Origin of the sequence: Luteolibacter ambystomatis, from assembly GCF_018137965.1 — a bacterium.
Lineage (GTDB): Bacteria > Verrucomicrobiota > Verrucomicrobiia > Verrucomicrobiales > Akkermansiaceae > Luteolibacter > Luteolibacter ambystomatis.
In genome coordinates, this window is the sequence record NZ_CP073100.1 from 3,440,116 (window position 1) to 3,454,632 (window position 14,517).

General features: G+C 63.4%; 11 protein-coding genes. All 11 read right to left on the minus strand.

The window, feature by feature from the left end:
• Positions 1-96: 96 nt before the first annotated feature.
• Positions 97-1,770, minus strand: coding sequence for a GspE/PulE family protein (locus KBB96_RS13025; RefSeq protein WP_211629881.1), 1,674 nt, complete (start codon positions 1,768-1,770; stop codon positions 97-99).
• 33 nt (positions 1,771-1,803) lie between these two features.
• Positions 1,804-3,462, minus strand: coding sequence for a GspE/PulE family protein (locus KBB96_RS13030; protein ID WP_211629882.1), 1,659 nt, complete (start codon positions 3,460-3,462; stop codon positions 1,804-1,806).
• Between the two features lie 194 nt (positions 3,463-3,656).
• On the minus strand, positions 3,657-4,805 hold the full coding sequence (locus KBB96_RS13035; RefSeq protein ID WP_211629883.1) for an FtsW/RodA/SpoVE family cell cycle protein: 1,149 nt from the start codon (positions 4,803-4,805) through the stop codon (positions 3,657-3,659).
• Positions 4,806-4,815: 10 nt separating this feature from the next.
• A complete protein-coding gene (locus KBB96_RS13040; RefSeq protein WP_211629884.1) occupies positions 4,816-5,703 on the minus strand; it encodes a LysM peptidoglycan-binding domain-containing protein in 888 nt (295 codons plus the stop codon).
• A gap of 5 nt (positions 5,704-5,708) precedes the next feature.
• Positions 5,709-7,019 carry a UDP-N-acetylmuramoyl-L-alanine--D-glutamate ligase gene (gene murD / locus KBB96_RS13045; RefSeq protein WP_211629885.1) on the minus strand — a complete coding sequence of 437 codons (1,311 nt, stop codon included), beginning with the start codon at positions 7,017-7,019 and terminating at the stop codon, positions 5,709-5,711.
• Positions 7,016-8,239: a phospho-N-acetylmuramoyl-pentapeptide-transferase gene (mraY, locus tag KBB96_RS13050; RefSeq protein WP_211629886.1), complete on the minus strand. Its 1,224-nt coding sequence runs from the start codon at positions 8,237-8,239 to the stop codon at positions 7,016-7,018. Before mraY ends, murD begins: the two co-directional genes overlap by 4 nt.
• Positions 8,239-9,603: a UDP-N-acetylmuramoyl-tripeptide--D-alanyl-D-alanine ligase gene (locus tag KBB96_RS13055; protein ID WP_211629887.1), complete on the minus strand. Its 1,365-nt coding sequence runs from the start codon at positions 9,601-9,603 to the stop codon at positions 8,239-8,241. Before KBB96_RS13055 ends, mraY begins: the two co-directional genes overlap by 1 nt.
• On the minus strand, positions 9,600-11,096 hold the full coding sequence (locus KBB96_RS13060; protein WP_211629888.1) for a UDP-N-acetylmuramoyl-L-alanyl-D-glutamate--2,6-diaminopimelate ligase: 1,497 nt from the start codon (positions 11,094-11,096) through the stop codon (positions 9,600-9,602). The genes KBB96_RS13055 and KBB96_RS13060 overlap by 4 nt, the downstream gene beginning before the upstream one ends.
• Positions 11,093-13,027 carry a peptidoglycan D,D-transpeptidase FtsI family protein gene (locus tag KBB96_RS13065; protein WP_211629889.1) on the minus strand — a complete coding sequence of 645 codons (1,935 nt, stop codon included), beginning with the start codon at positions 13,025-13,027 and terminating at the stop codon, positions 11,093-11,095. Before KBB96_RS13065 ends, KBB96_RS13060 begins: the two co-directional genes overlap by 4 nt.
• Before the next feature lie 3 nt (positions 13,028-13,030).
• Positions 13,031-13,369 carry a hypothetical protein gene (locus tag KBB96_RS13070; RefSeq protein ID WP_211629890.1) on the minus strand — a complete coding sequence of 113 codons (339 nt, stop codon included), beginning with the start codon at positions 13,367-13,369 and terminating at the stop codon, positions 13,031-13,033.
• On the minus strand, positions 13,366-14,295 hold the full coding sequence (gene rsmH / locus KBB96_RS13075; protein ID WP_345779494.1) for a 16S rRNA (cytosine(1402)-N(4))-methyltransferase RsmH: 930 nt from the start codon (positions 14,293-14,295) through the stop codon (positions 13,366-13,368). Before rsmH ends, KBB96_RS13070 begins: the two co-directional genes overlap by 4 nt.
• Positions 14,296-14,517: the final 222 nt, after the last annotated feature.

Genomic DNA, 14,517 nt, shown 5'->3' on the forward strand with positions numbered 1-14,517 from the left:
AACAAGAACACAGGAAGGGTTTTAGTCTATGAAAGCCGGACGGGGGGCTGGCGACTCGAAAATGCCGCCAACTTTTAATCCGTGGAATAATGTATATCAGGTGTATTTCAGCACTTCTTCGATGGTCGTCGCACCGTTGTAGATGTTGCGGAGGCCGTCCTCGCGCAAGGTGTTCATGCCCAGTTCGACAGCCTTCTGCTTGATCACCACGCTGGGTTTGCGCTCGGTGATCAGTTCGCGGATCGGCTCGGTCACATCGAGAAGCTCGTAGAGGCCGCGGCGGCCCTTGTAGCCGGTCTGGCCACAAATGGAGCAGCCACGACCGGTGTAGAACGCCTTGTCACCCAGCTCGTGCGGGGAGACGCCGAGCTGCGAGAGGATCGCCTCGGTGGGTTCATACGGAGCGCGGCATTCCTTGCAGATGGTGCGGACCAGACGCTGGGCAAGCACGCCTTCCAGCGAAGCGGCGACCAGGAACGGCTCGCAGCCCATGTCCACCAGACGGGTCATGGCACCGGCGGCATCGTTGGTGTGAAGGGTGGAGAGCACCAAGTGACCGGTCAACGACGCCTGGATGGCGATCTGGGCGGTATCCAAGTCTCGCATTTCCCCCACCATGATGCGGTCCGGGTCCTGGCGGAGGAAGGCACGCAGGATGCGCGGGAAAGTCAGGCCGATCGCCTCGTTCACCGGGATCTGGACGATGCCGTCCATGTCATACTCGACCGGATCCTCGGCGGTGAGGAGCTTGTGGTCGATGGTGTTGATGCGGCGCAGCGCGGCGTAGAGCGTGGTGGTCTTGCCGGCACCGGTGGGACCAGTGACGATGAAGATACCGTTCGGCTTCTCGATGGTCTCACCGATGTACTCGTAGATGTGCGGTGGCAGGCCCAGGTTCTCGAGCGAGAGGTTCACCGAGGAGCGGTCGAGAATACGGAGCACGATCGATTCACCGTGCTGGGTGGGCAGCGAGGAAACGCGCATGTCCACCTGCTTGTCGCCGACCTGCTTCACGATGCGTCCGTCCTGCGGCACGCGGCGCTCGGCGATGTTCATGTTCGACATCACCTTCACGCGGGAAAGGATCGGGATCGCCAGATGCTGCGGCGGTGGCGCCATTTCATAAAGCGCGCCGTCCACGCGGTAGCGGATCTTGAAGTCCTTCTCGAAGGGCTCGAAGTGAATGTCCGAAGCCTTTTCCTTGATGGCCTGATACATCACCAGGTCCACGTAGCGGATGATCGGCGCGGAGTTCGCCTCGGCCTCGAGGTCGGCCTGGCTCATGTTCGAGTCACCGCCAATCTTGAGCTGGGCGAGAAGATCCTCCATCGCCTTGCCTTCGCCGCCGTAGCACTCGTTGAGCTTTTCCTCGACGAGATAGTCCGGGGCGATCACCAGCACGACCTCGCGGCCGAGGGTGAAGCGCAGGTCTTCAACAGTCTGCGGATTGAGCGGATCTACGAGCGCGATGTGGATGCCGTTCTGGTCGAAGTGAACGGGAAGCGCGCCGTGAAGGCGGGCGGTACCGGCGGGGACCAGCGCCAGGAGCTCCGCAGGCGGAGTCCAGTTGCGGAGGTCCACCATCTCCGCGCCAAGCTCGGAGGCGACCACAGGCCAGACATCATCGCGATGATTGATGACCTGATAGTCGGCGAGGATTTCGGCAGGTTCCTTGCCGCTGGTGTCGATCTCAGCGAGGATGTCCTGGGCGAGCGAGCGGTCGATGAGGCCGCGCGACTGGAAAAGTTCGATAAGCTGGGTGTTGTCCATGGGACGTGGGAAATCGGTTTGCGAGGGTTTGGATCATTCGGCGTCGGCCATGGTGGCGTGGATCACCTCCTGGGCGGAGGTGAGACCCGCCAGCACCTTGCGGATGCCGTCTTCGCGGAGGGTTCGCATGCCGAGTTCCCGCGCGCGGCGCCGGAGCTGCATGGTGGTCAGTTCAGCATTGATCATATGACGGGCTTCGTCATCGATCTCGAAAATTTCGAAGATGCCCATACGGCCTTTGTGGCCACCGCCGCGGCACTTCTCGCAACCCACCGGTCCGAAGATGGTGGCGGAGGCGGTGCGGGAGGCATCCACATTCAGCGCCCGCATTTCCTTTTCGGTCAGGTCAACCGGGGCCTTGCAGTTCGGGCAGAGCTTGCGGACGAGGCGCTGGGCCATCACCGCGCGCACGGCGGAGGCGATGAGGAAGCGCTTCACGCCGATGTCCGCGAGACGGGCCACGGCACCGGGGGCATCATTGGTGTGGAGCGTGGAGAACACCAAGTGACCGGTGAGGGACGCGTTGATCGCGATGTTCGCGGTCTCGGCGTCTCGAATTTCCCCGATCATGACGATGTTCGGCGCCTGGCGGAGCATGGCTCGCAGCGCGGCGGCGAAGGTCATGCCGATATCGGTGCGCACCATGACCTGGTTGATGCCGGCGAGCTCATACTCGACCGGGTCTTCCACGGTGATGATCTTCTTGTCCGGCTTGTTGATGACGTTCAAGCAGCCGTAGAGCGTGGTGGTTTTGCCGGAACCCGTGGGGCCGGTGACCAGAATGATGCCGTCTGGAAGGGTAATGAGCTTTTCGAAGGTCGCCTGGTCGTCCGAGAAGAACCCGAGCTGCGGCAGGCCGAGCACGAGCGCGGACTTGTCGAGAATACGCATGACGATCGATTCGCCATGATTCGAAGGCACCGAGGAAACGCGGAGGTCGACCTCTTTTTCCGCCAACTTGAGCTGGATACGTCCGTCCTGCGGCAGACGCTTTTCCGCGATGCTCATGGTGCCGCTCATCACCTTCAGACGGGCGATGATGGCAGGGAGCAGCTTCTTCGGGTGATTGTCCACTTCCACCAGCTTGCCGTCCATGCGGTAGCGGATGCGGACGGAGGTCTCCATCGGCTCGATGTGGATGTCGGACACCTTGAGGCGCATGGCCTCGGTGAGGATCTGATAAACCAGCTTGATGATCGGCGCATCGGCGCTGCTGGCTTCGTCTTCGGGAAGGGTGAGGTCCGAGACGGCGCTGCTGGTATCCACGCCATAGAACTGGCGCAGACAGTTGGTGATCGCGTGGTGGGTGCCGCACACGAAGTTCATCTCGCGGCCGAGGACGTGCGGCAGGCTGTCCATCACCTCGAAATTGAGCGGATCGGCCACCCCGAGGGTGAGATAGTAGCCGTCGTCCTGCACCGGAATCACGTTGTAGCGGCGGGCGATATCGTCCGGCACCGATTCGGTGATGGTCGGCTCGAAAGAAAACGACTCCAAGTCAACGTAGGGAAGCCCGGCGTTTGACGCCAGCACCTGCGCCACGGTTTCCTGAGTCACAGTGCCTTGGCTCAACAGCCTCTCGATGAGGGTTTCGCGACCGGAAAGAGCGAGACGTGCCTGGGCGACGTCATCTTCGCTCACCATGCCGGACTCGATCAGCAATTGGGCGAGATATTCTTCGTTGGAAAACACGGGTTTTTTAATCCAGGGATGGAAAAAGCCCGCCCGGAAATCGTTTCCCGGGCTGCGGCGTGTCGCACATTGGTCAACCCCGCCCGGGGTTGTCAACCAACCACGGCGCGTTTTTCCCGCTTACGCGGATTCCCGTATGAACCCCGTCATTACAAGGCGTGGCGGGCAGCGGGCGGGCGAAATCGGCGGCTCTATCAGAGCCGGATCGCGTAGCGCTTCTGCTCTCCCAACACCAGCTCCGGAGACTCCTCCGGCAACCCGCGCCGATGGATCCCCACCAGCATCCCGACCGCCGCGAGGGCGAAAACGATGCTGGAGCCGCCGTAGGAAATGAAGGGCAGCGGCAGGCCGTCATTCGGCAGGCAGGCAGTGGTCACGGCCACGTTCTGCATCGCCGGGACCACGATCATGCACGTGAGCCCTACCGCCGATAGTCGGGCGAAGACGGTTTTCGCCTGGGAAGCGATGCCGATCCCGCAAACGGCGATCAGCACGAAACAAAGCACCACACCCAGCGTGAAGGGCAGGCCCAGTTCCTCACCGATCTCCGGGAAAATGAAGTCGATGTGGGCGAAGGTCAGCTTGCCGACGAATTTCTGGGTGCCATTGCCCAAGCCGACGCCGGAGGGTCCGCCATTTCCAAAAGCCACCAAGGCGCGCCACTGCTGCATCCCCTGGTCTTCCTTGTGGTTCTCCGGGTCGAGCCAGCACTCGATGCGGGTCCATCGCACCGGATCATGGCGCACGTAGAGATAGGCCGCGGACATACCCAGCACCGCGACAGGTATCAAAAAACGCAGCCGTGTGCCCGCGCAGAAAAAGACCGTCGCGCAAGCCGCGGACATCGAAAGAGCGGAGCCCACGTCGGTCTCGATCGCAATCAGCCCGATCGGAAGCCCGATGATCATGCCCGGTAGAATGAAGCCCCGCCAGAACGTCCGGGTTTCCGTCTGCCAGCGGGCGAACCAACCGGCCAAGGCGATCACGCCGATGACACGGGCGAGTTCCGAGGGCTGGAACGAGCCGACAACCGGCATTTTCACCCAACGCTTGGAACCATAGATCTCCACGCCCAGCCCGGGAATGAGGCACATCACCAGCAGCACGCAGACCACCGCCAGCGCCCACGGCCAGAGCTTCCGGAGCGGAGCATCCGGCACCCGTGCGGCAACCACCGCCAGCACCACGCCGACCACCACCATGACAGCCTGTTTCTTGACGAACGAGTACGGAGAAGCCCCCTCCTGCAACACCCAGGCACTGGTGCTGGCCAGCATCACGAGACCGAGGCCCACCAACAGGGCAACGGCGATGCAAAGCACGATGGAGCAGTAGCGGATCATCTCGTCCGGATCAGTTCGGCACGGAAAGGGTCATGCCCGGCTTGAGCTTGCGGGCATCGCTGATGCCATTGGCCTTCATGAGTTGCTCGGGGCTGATCTTGTAGCGGCCAGCGATGCGGTAGAGCGTGTCACCGTTCTGCACCGTGTAATTGCGACCGGACGCGGTCCTGGGAGCGGGGGATTCCTTCTTCGGGGTCTCCTTTTCCTTCGGCGTGGTGGTCGTCTTCGCAACCGGGGTGGCCTTCGGGGCGCGCGGCTCCGTTTCCGTCTTGGTCACAGCGGAGAAGCTTTCGGCGGTGCTCTTCGTCACCTTCGGTTTCACAAGAGTCGCACCCGGAACCGGTGTGGCCCGTGGGATCTCGACGTCGAATCCACGGTCATCCGGCTTCGACTCGGCGCGCAGGGCCGCGACTTCGGGAGAGTCCATCGCGCTGATATTCTTGGGCGGGATTTTGAGCAGCAGGCCGGGGCGGATCGCCGTGTTGTTGTTGGCCTCGCGGAGTTGGCTCTCGTCCACCTTGTGCTGGGCGGCGATCGACGGATAGTTCTCGCCGCTGCGCACCGGATGGATCTCGTCATTCTTGGAAACGGTCGGCAGAGGCGTGTTGGAGGTCAGCGGAGCAGGAGCCAGCGAGCCGGTCGAGGCCCCGGCATCTCCGCCACGGCCTTCAAGGCGCCAGTGATGGAAAAACACCAGACCGGCGGCGATCACGTGGACGCCAACGATGACGGCAAGCGCCATGCCGATCTTGCGGCCGGGCAGTTCGGTTTCGAAGTCACCCGCCATCGCGGTGGCGGCCACACGCTGCTTGCGGTTCTTCGTGACGGCGTGGAGACGCTTGATGATGCCCTTTTTCACGGGCTCCCGTTTGGTGGGCAGGGTCGGGTGGTGTTTCATCGGGTTCAGCGCAGTTGATGGACGATGTCGCGGAAGACGTTTCCGCGGTTTTCATAGCCGGAGAACTGGTCGAACGACGAGGTCCCCGGGGACAGCAGGACCGTCGAACCCCGCGGTGCCAGACGGCGCGCGGCGTGGACGGCTTCTTCAAGAGTGGAAACGGTTTCGACCGGCACGGCTTCCGCCAGCACCTTGCCGAGCGGGACGGCGATCTGGCCGAAGGTGACGGCGGCAAGGCCCTTCGCTTTCAGCAGCGGCACTACCGGCGCGTAATCCAGCCCCTTCTCCTTGCCGCCGGCGATGAGCACCACCGGGCGGGTCTGGGAACGCAGGGCGCTTTCCAGCGCATGCAGGTTGGTGGCCTTCGAATCGTTGAGATACTCCACGCCATCGAGCGTGCGGATGAGTTCGCAGCGGTGCGGCGGTGGTGCGTAGCCGTGCAGGGAATCGCGCATGGTGGCGAACGGAATGCCGAGCGCGTGCCCTGCGGCGAGCGCGGCCATGGCATTCTCCGAGTTGTGCAGGCCGCGGAGGCTGGTGTCGTGCTGGAGATCGAGCACCACCTCGCCACGATAGCGGACGACAAGACCGTCCGAGAACCAGTCGGCGGAGTCATCCTCCGTGGAGAACGTCTCGGTGCGGGCCTTGCGTTCCGGCAGCGCTTCCCCATCGCGGATGATGGCGATGTCCGCATCGGTCTGGTTTTCGAAGATGCGAAGCTTCGCGGCGAAGTAAGCCTCCACCGTCGGATAGCGGTCCATGTGGTCCGGCGCGAAGTTCAGCCAGATGGCCACCTCCGGATGCAGCGTGCGGATCGTCTCGAGTTGGAACGAGCTGAGTTCAAGCGACACCGCCGCAGGCTGATCCTTTTTCAGCGCTACCTCCGCGAAGGGCACGCCATAGTTGCCGCAGGGCGTGCCGCCGAGACCCGCGCCCGCAAGAATACGGGACACCAGTTCGGTGGTGGTCGTCTTGCCATTGGTGCCGGTGATGCCGACGATGCGGCCGGTGAAATATCGAGCGGCGAATTCGGTTTCGCCGATCACCTCCCCCGCCTGTTCCGAGAACGCGGCGACATACGGGCCGTAGGTGTCGATCCCGGGACTCACGACCAGCAGATCGGAGACAACGGTGCTGCCGATGGCGGCGGTGGCGTGGGAGACAATCTCCACACCTTCCGGCATGCCCTTGAAGACCTCGGCCCCCGCGGCGTCGTACACGGACACGGTCGCGCCCTCGCGCAACGCAAGTGCGGCGGCGGCCCGGCCGCTATGGCCGGCACCGAGAACGGCGACATGTTTGCCGAAAAGAGTCATGCGATTTTCAGGAGAGCGAGGCCGAAGAGAGCGAGCATGATGGAAAGCAGCCAGAAGCGGATGATGACCTGGTTTTCATGCCATCCGATGAGCTCGAAGTGGTGATGGATCGGCGACATCTTGAAGATGCGCTTTTTCCTCAGCTTGAAGCTGCCGACCTGCAGGATCACGGAAAGGGCCTCCATCACGAACACGCCGCCGATGATGACGAGCATCAGCTCCTGCTTGGTGCAGATCGCCGCGGTGGCGAGCGCGCCACCGATACCGAGCGAACCGGTATCACCCATGAACACCTTCGCCGGATGACAGTTGAACCACAGGAAGCCGAACCCGGCTCCCACCAAAGCCATCAGAAATACCGCCAGCTCACCAACATAGCGGTTGTGCGGGATCACCAGGTAGTCGGTGGCCATGTAGAAGTGACCGGCCAGATAGGCGAGCAGTGAATAGGCGAGCGCCGTGGTGATGGTGCAGCCGGTGGCCAGACCATCGAGACCGTCGGTGAGGTTCACAGCATTCGAGGTGCCGATGATGATCGCCACAAAAAATGGAATCGCCAGCCAGCTCAGGTTGACCAACGGCGTTTTCCACAGCGGAAAGCACACGGCACCGATGTCGATCGGCTCCTTGCCCAGACGGAATCCGGCGATGCCCGCGAGGCGCTCCGCCTCGGTCGCGCCGAAACCGGAGATCTCCTTCTTGAAATAGATGAAGCACGCCGCCACGACCGCGATCACCAGTTGCCAGAACAACTTGGTGCGGGCGCTGACGCCGTCCGACTTCTTTTCCTTCACCTTCTTGAAGTCATCGCAAAAACCAAGCAGGCCGCAGGCTCCCATGGTACAGGCGCAAACCGCCACGAACGGATTGAAGACCCGCGCGCAGACCAGCGTGGAAACCAGCACCACGCCGAGAATGAGGACCCCGCCCATGGTGGGCGTGCCAATCTTGCCGCCATGCAGTTCCGCGAGCTTGTGAACCTCGGCGGCGGTGCGGATCGGCTGGCCGACCTTCAGCGAGATCAGCTTGCGAATCACCCGCGGCCCGATCAGCAGGCTGAGGATGAAGGAAAGCAGGCAGGCCACCGCGGCGCGGAAAGTGATGTAGCCGAGGAGATTGAGGAACGAATAGGTGTGCGCCCACCCCTCGGGATGGCGCGGGTTGGCGAGGATCTCGGCCTCGTAGGCGGACTTCCAGAAATCGTAGATCGCGGTGAGCATCAGGGACGGGGGAAAGCGGAGTTCATGACGCGCTCGATGGCGGCGGAGCGGCTGCCTTTGAAGAGCACCACATCACCCGGATGACAGGCGGAGGAGAGCCATCCGGCGGCGGATTCGACATCGCGGAAATGACGGCCGTTTTCCGCGGCTCCGGCGATTTCCTCCGCACCATCGCCGACTGCGATGACGGTGATGCCGCGGCGGGCGGCCAGTTCGCCGGTGCGGCGGTGGGCCGCAGGCGCATGCTCACCCTGCTCCGCCATGCGGCCGAGCACGGCGATGCGGCGCGCGCCATTCACTACCGGCGTGTCCGCCAGCGTTTCCAACGCGGCGGCCATCGATTCGGGGTTCGCGTTGTAGGTGTCGTCGAAGAGAGTGATGCCATTCCACTCGATGCGGCGCAGGCGGCCGCCGGTAAGCACGGTGGCGGAAAGACCGGCGGCGATTTCCTCCGGCGAAAGGCCCACCTTCCAAGCAGCTCCGGCGGCGAGCAGGGCGTTCGTCACCATGTGGCGGCCCGCCACCGGCAACAGCACGTCGGCCGGGGCTTCGCCCTCGATCACCAGCTTGAAGCGCGAGGAACCATCACCGAGTTCCAGGTTCTCCGCGCGAATCAAGCCACGACCATTGCCGACCGGGATCACGTGCGCCTTCGTGCGCTGGCGGAAGTATTCGTAGAAGTCGCAGCCCGCGGGCAGGAACAGAGTGCCGTCCGATGGCAGCGAGCGGGCGAGCATGCCCTTCTCCTCCGCGATGCCTTCACGGGAACCGAGATACTCGATGTGGGCGGTGCCGATGTTGGTGATGATGCCGAACTTCGGGCGCGCAATCTCACACAACGGCGCGATCTCGCCGCTATGGTTCATGCCCATTTCCCAAACCGCGGCACCCGTGTCTTCCGCCGTGGAAAGCACGGTGAGCGGTACACCGATGTGATTGTTCAGGTTGCCCTTGGTCGCGCTCACCTTGAAGTGGCGCGACAGGATCGACGCGGCAAAGTCCTTGGTGCTGGTCTTGCCATTCGAACCGGTGATGCCGATCACCGGAATATCGAGCTGGCTGCGCCACCAGAACGCGAGCCGCTGCAGCGCGGCCAGCGTGTCCGGCACAACCACGACGCCGGCATTCTCCGGAGCCTCCCCTTCCCATTGGTCCACGACCAGCGCGGTGGCTCCCGCGTTCAAGGCGACATCCGTGAAACGATGACCGTCGAAACGCTCGCCACGCAGCGCGAAAAACGCCGATCCGACGGGCAGCGTACGCGTGTCCGTGGAAACTCCGCTGGAAACGCGCGCCTCCCCGCTGCCTGCGGCCACCGAGGTGCCGAGGATTTCAGCGAGTTGGCTGACGGTGATAGTTCTCACGGGCGTTCGGCGGTTTCACTGCGTTCGCGCAGTGCCTTCCATGCATGCTTGCGATCGTCGAAGTCGATGGTGCGGTCGGCGAACTGCTGGTAGGTTTCGTGACCCTTGCCGGCGATCAGCACGATGTCTCCGGCGCGCGCGGCCTTGATCACGGACGAGATGGCTTCCTCACGGTCGGCAATGACCTTGTAGGTCGCGCCACCCATACCCTTCTCGATTTCCTGGATGATGGCCATCGGCTCCTCGCTGCGCGGATTGTCGGAAGTGATGATGCAGATGTCGCTGCCCTGTGCGGCGGCGGCACCCATCAACGGGCGCTTGGCGCGGTCACGATCGCCGCCACAGCCGAAAACGGTAATGAGACGGCGTGGGTTGAGTTCGCGCAGTGTGCGGCAGGCGTTTTCCAGCGCATCCGGCGTGTGGGCATAGTCCACGAACACGGTCGCACCACCGGCATGGCCAATGTTCTCCATACGGCCCGGAACCTGCGGAGCCTCGGCGATGGCGGCGACGGACTCGCGCGGACGGATGCCACAGGCGCTGGCCGCGGCGATGGCACCGAGGAGGTTGTAAACATTGAAGCGGCCGATCAACGGGGCGCGCACGAGGAACGACTTGCCCTTCGCGGTGAGCTCGAACTCCATGCCACGCGCGCTCTGCTTGAGATTGTTCGCGCGGAAGTCGGTGTGGACGCCGAAGCCGAAGCGATAGACGGGCAGCTTTCCTTCCAACGATTCCGCGATCTCAAGACCGTGGGCGTCATCCACATTGATCACCGCCACCGGCTTCTTGCCGAGCGGGTTGTCCGCGAGCTTGTCGAACCACGACTTCTTCGCCTCGAAGTAGCGCTCCATCGTGCCGTGGTAATCGAGATGATCCTGCGTGAGGTTCGTGAAGATCGCCGCATCAAAGCCCAGCGAGGCGATGCGCTGCTGGTCGATACCATGGGAGGAAACCTCCATCGAAACACCGCGGCAGCCGTGGTCGCGCATGCGGCCGAGCAGGTTCTGGAGTTCCAACGATCCGGGCGTGGTCGAAGTGGCGGCTACCTCGGTTTCCCCGTCATCGACGGTCACCGTGCCGAGCAAACCGGCGCGGTGCCACTGCGACTTCATCAGGTGATGTACCAGGAAGGCGGTGGTCGTCTTGCCATTGGTGCCGGTCACTCCGGCGACGGCCATGTCCTTCCAGGCATCGCCATTGAAGGCGCTGGCGAAAACGGCGAGCACGTAGCGGCTGTCCGGCACGTGCAGCCAGGTCACGTCCGTGGAGAAATTCCGCGGCTGGGCGTGTTCCGCCACGATCACGGTCGAGCCGGCCTCGAGGGCCTTGTCGATATAGTCGTGGCCGTCCACAACCTCGCCGCGGACGGCTACGAAAAGAATACCGGCTCCCGCCTTGCGGGAGTCATCGGTCACGGCGGACAGTTCCTGGTCGAGAGATCCGGCAACCGTCACTCGGGTCAATTTGGCGGCTAGGTCGCGGAGGATCATCGGGAGGCGGTCCGGGAAGACGGGGTTTCGACGGGTTCGGTCGGTTGCAAATTCATGGCGTTGGCGATCCGGGCCGCCATTTTGCCGAAAACCGGGGCGGCGATGGTGCCGCCGAAGTGAGTCACCTTGGTCGTGCGCGGATCGTCGATCACGACCACCGCCACGAACTTGGGATCCTCCGCGGGAAGCATGCCGGCGAAGGACACCGTGTAGTGCCCCTCCAGATAGCCCCGCCCGTTCGGATTGTGCATCCTGGCCGTTCCGGTTTTGCCGGCGACGTGGAAGCCCGGGACGGCAGCGAGGGGTGCGGTGCCCTGTTTATCAACCACTTTTTGAAGCGCGGTGCGCATTTTCCGCGCGACATCCGGCCTCACGACCTGGGAGACCACTTCCGGGTCGTAGCGCTCGACGACGCTGCCATCATTGGCGATCAGCGCCTTGACGATATGGGGCTTCAGCAGGCTGCCATCATTACCGATCGCGCAGTAGGCGGTGGCCACCTGCAACGGAGTGACATTCAAGGCGTAACCGTAGGCCGCGCGCGAGAAATCGACCGCATTTCCAGAATTCCGCGCGCGCCCGGAACTCTCTCCCGCAAGCAACACGCCGGTCTTCCGGCCGAAGCCGAAATCCTTCACATAACGGTAAAAACGTTCGTTCCCGAGCTGGAGTGCCAGTTTGTAGGCTCCGATGTTGCTGGAGTGCTGGAGGATACCCTCCACACTCAGCATACCGTAGCCACCGTGGTCCTTCACCTCGATGGCACCTTCGTGATAGATACCATTGTTGCAGAAAATCTGGCTCTGCGGCGTGACGAGCTTTTCGTTCATGGCACCCGAGGAAGCCACGATCTTGAACGTCGATCCCGGCTCATACACCGCCTGCAGGGCGAAGTTGAAGCCATTGGTCGTGATGTTCTCGCGCAGGTTCAGGTCGAAATTCGGACGGCTGACCATGGCGAGGATCGCGCCGGTCTTCGGGTCCATGACCACGACGGCTGCCCGCTTCGACTGATACTCGGTCATCGCCGCATCCAGCTCCTCCTCGACGATGGTCTGGATGCCCATGTCGAGCGTGAGCTGGACATTCAGGCCCGCACGCGGTGGCAGCAGGCTCTCGGCATCGCCCGGCAGGGGCGCGCCGACAGCATCGCTGCGGAACTTCCGCCAGCCATCGCGACCGCGCAGGTATTCCTCCATCGACGCCTCGATGCCCGCCTTGCCAACCGCACGGTGGATGACTTCCCCATCGGCACCGGTTTCTTCCTTTTCGCCGGTATAGCCGATCACGTGGGTGGCCACGGTCGGGGCATTGTACCAGCGCTTGAGGGAGTTCTCCAAACGGACGCCACGGATACCGCTGTCCTCGATCGCATCGCGGAGCGGCTCGGCCGCGTCTCCCGGCAACTCGCGACCCAGCGCGAAGTAGCCCTTGGGATTGGCGGCGCGCTTTTCCTCGATCTTGGCGCGCAGCTCCTCGCGGCGCATGCCGAGAGGGCGCGCCAACACTCCGATGACGTAGGCGAGATGCTTTTCGACGATGTCCTCCCCGTTCTCGTTGGTGAGGATCTTGCTGCGGAGAGCTTTGATCAGACGGGCTTGATCGTGGGTGTCCAGGGTGGACCATTCCGGCCGCGCCTTCGCCTCGGAGCGCGCCAATCCCCAGGCCACGGTCTTGGGATCCGAAAGGTGGGTGAGGTCCACCATCACCGTGGCCATGGGCAGGCTCTTCGCCAGCACCTCCTCGTTGCAATCAACGATCATGCCACGCATCGCGGGCAACCGGTCCATCTCCCCGGAGCTGGTTCCGTTCTCCGCATACCTCTTCCGATCCACGAGCTGGATCTGGATCAGGCGGGCCGAAAGGGCGCTGAATCCGGTCACAAGGACGGCACAGATCACCAACGACCGGCTTTGGAACGTGCGAAGCATGAACTAGGGAACAGCGGAAACGACGGCACGCGGCTGGGCCGAGGGCACATCCTCGACCACACCGCGCGGGATGGGCTTGAGCGGGGAATGCTGGCGCGCGAGTTCCTCGCGGACCGTGTAGCGGTTGAGCAACTCACCGATGCGCATCTCCGTGGTGAGAATCTCCAGTTCGCGCTCCTTGGTTTCGCTCTCGACACGCTTGATCTCCCGGCGGGATTCAACCTGCCGGTTCATGAAGTAGGCGTGCGTCACGCCACCAGCAGCCGCGACCACCGCCCCGGCGATGACCGAGAGATAGGTGGTGAAATGGCTGCGCGGAATATCTGTGCGGCGGCGGTTCATGAGGCAGGGGCCAGAAGCTCGGCGACCCGCAGTTTTGCACTGCGGGCCCGCGGGTTCAGGGAGATCTCTTGCGTGGTAGGTGCCACGGCTTTCCGCACCAGGAGGCGGAATTGGTAATCGGGGTTCGGCCTTGGATCGGGCCAGCCGGGTTCATCCAGCCAGGCCGTCGAACGGTAGCGGAGGAAGCGCTTCACCATCCGGTCCTCCAAGCTGTGGAAAGTGATGATCAGTAATCTTCCCCCGGGCTTCAACACGCGGGTGGAGGCTTCGAGAGCTTTGGAAAGGGATTCGAGCTCTTCGTTCACCGCCATCCGGATCGCCTGAAAGGCACGGGTGGCGGGGTGGGTCTTGCCCTGGCGGCCGATGGCGCGCTCGATGCACTGGGCGAGATCGGTGGTGGTGTCGAACGGACGCTTGGCGCGGCGCTCGATGATCGCGGCGGCGATGCGGCGGGCTTTCGGTTCCTCGCCGAATTCGAAAAGGAGCTTCGAAAGCTCCGTCTCCGACCAGGTGTTCACGATCTCCGCCGCCGTGTGCGGGCTGGAGGGCCCCATGCGCATGTCGAGAGGCCCCTCCCTCATGAAGGAGAAGCCGCGCTCGGCCGCGTCCAACTGACGCGAAGATACCCCGAGGTCCAAGAGCAGGCCATCGGCCTGTTCCCCCCCTTGGACCTCGGGGGTCTCTTCAAAATCCGCGAAATTACCCTCCCAGGTGGAGAAGCGCGCGCCGTACTGCGCGAGCCGCTGCCGGGCATGGGCCAGCGCCTCCGGATCGCGGTCGATCCCGAGCACGCGGGCTCCCGTGGCGAGGAATGCGCCGCTGTGGCCGCCGCCGCCGAGGGTGCCATCGATGATGAACTTGCCCGGGCCGGCCGCCATCCACTCGTTCACCTCGTCCGGCAGGACCGAAAGGTGATAGTGAGGCAGCTCGCCACCGGCGGCTTGTTCCGATGCGAAAGAGTGGGACGCCCGTGCCGACAACCAGCCAGAAGCGGCACGGACGACCCTGTTGAGGAGCGAAAGAGGGGCTGTCCCGAGAACCCTCTTGCGCCCAGCCAGGAAAGTGTCCGACCGCCGTCCCGGAAACCAGCCAGGAACCGGAGCGACGATCGGCATTTGAGTGGCGGCAGGAAGCGCTGTCCCGAGTGC

Coding starts and splice junctions, on each gene's coding strand:
- murD (WP_211629885.1), bottom strand. CDS start 7,019: ATGACTCTTTTCGGCAAACATGTCGCCGTTCTCGGTGCCGGCCATAGC.
- KBB96_RS13040 (WP_211629884.1), bottom strand. CDS start 5,703: ATGAAACACCACCCGACCCTGCCCACCAAACGGGAGCCCGTGAAAAAG.
- KBB96_RS13035 (WP_211629883.1), bottom strand. CDS start 4,805: ATGATCCGCTACTGCTCCATCGTGCTTTGCATCGCCGTTGCCCTGTTG.
- KBB96_RS13025 (WP_211629881.1), bottom strand. CDS start 1,770: ATGGACAACACCCAGCTTATCGAACTTTTCCAGTCGCGCGGCCTCATC.
- KBB96_RS13065 (WP_211629889.1), bottom strand. CDS start 13,027: ATGCTTCGCACGTTCCAAAGCCGGTCGTTGGTGATCTGTGCCGTCCTT.
- KBB96_RS13060 (WP_211629888.1), bottom strand. CDS start 11,096: ATGATCCTCCGCGACCTAGCCGCCAAATTGACCCGAGTGACGGTTGCC.
- KBB96_RS13070 (WP_211629890.1), bottom strand. CDS start 13,369: ATGAACCGCCGCCGCACAGATATTCCGCGCAGCCATTTCACCACCTAT.
- mraY (WP_211629886.1), bottom strand. CDS start 8,239: ATGCTCACCGCGATCTACGATTTCTGGAAGTCCGCCTACGAGGCCGAG.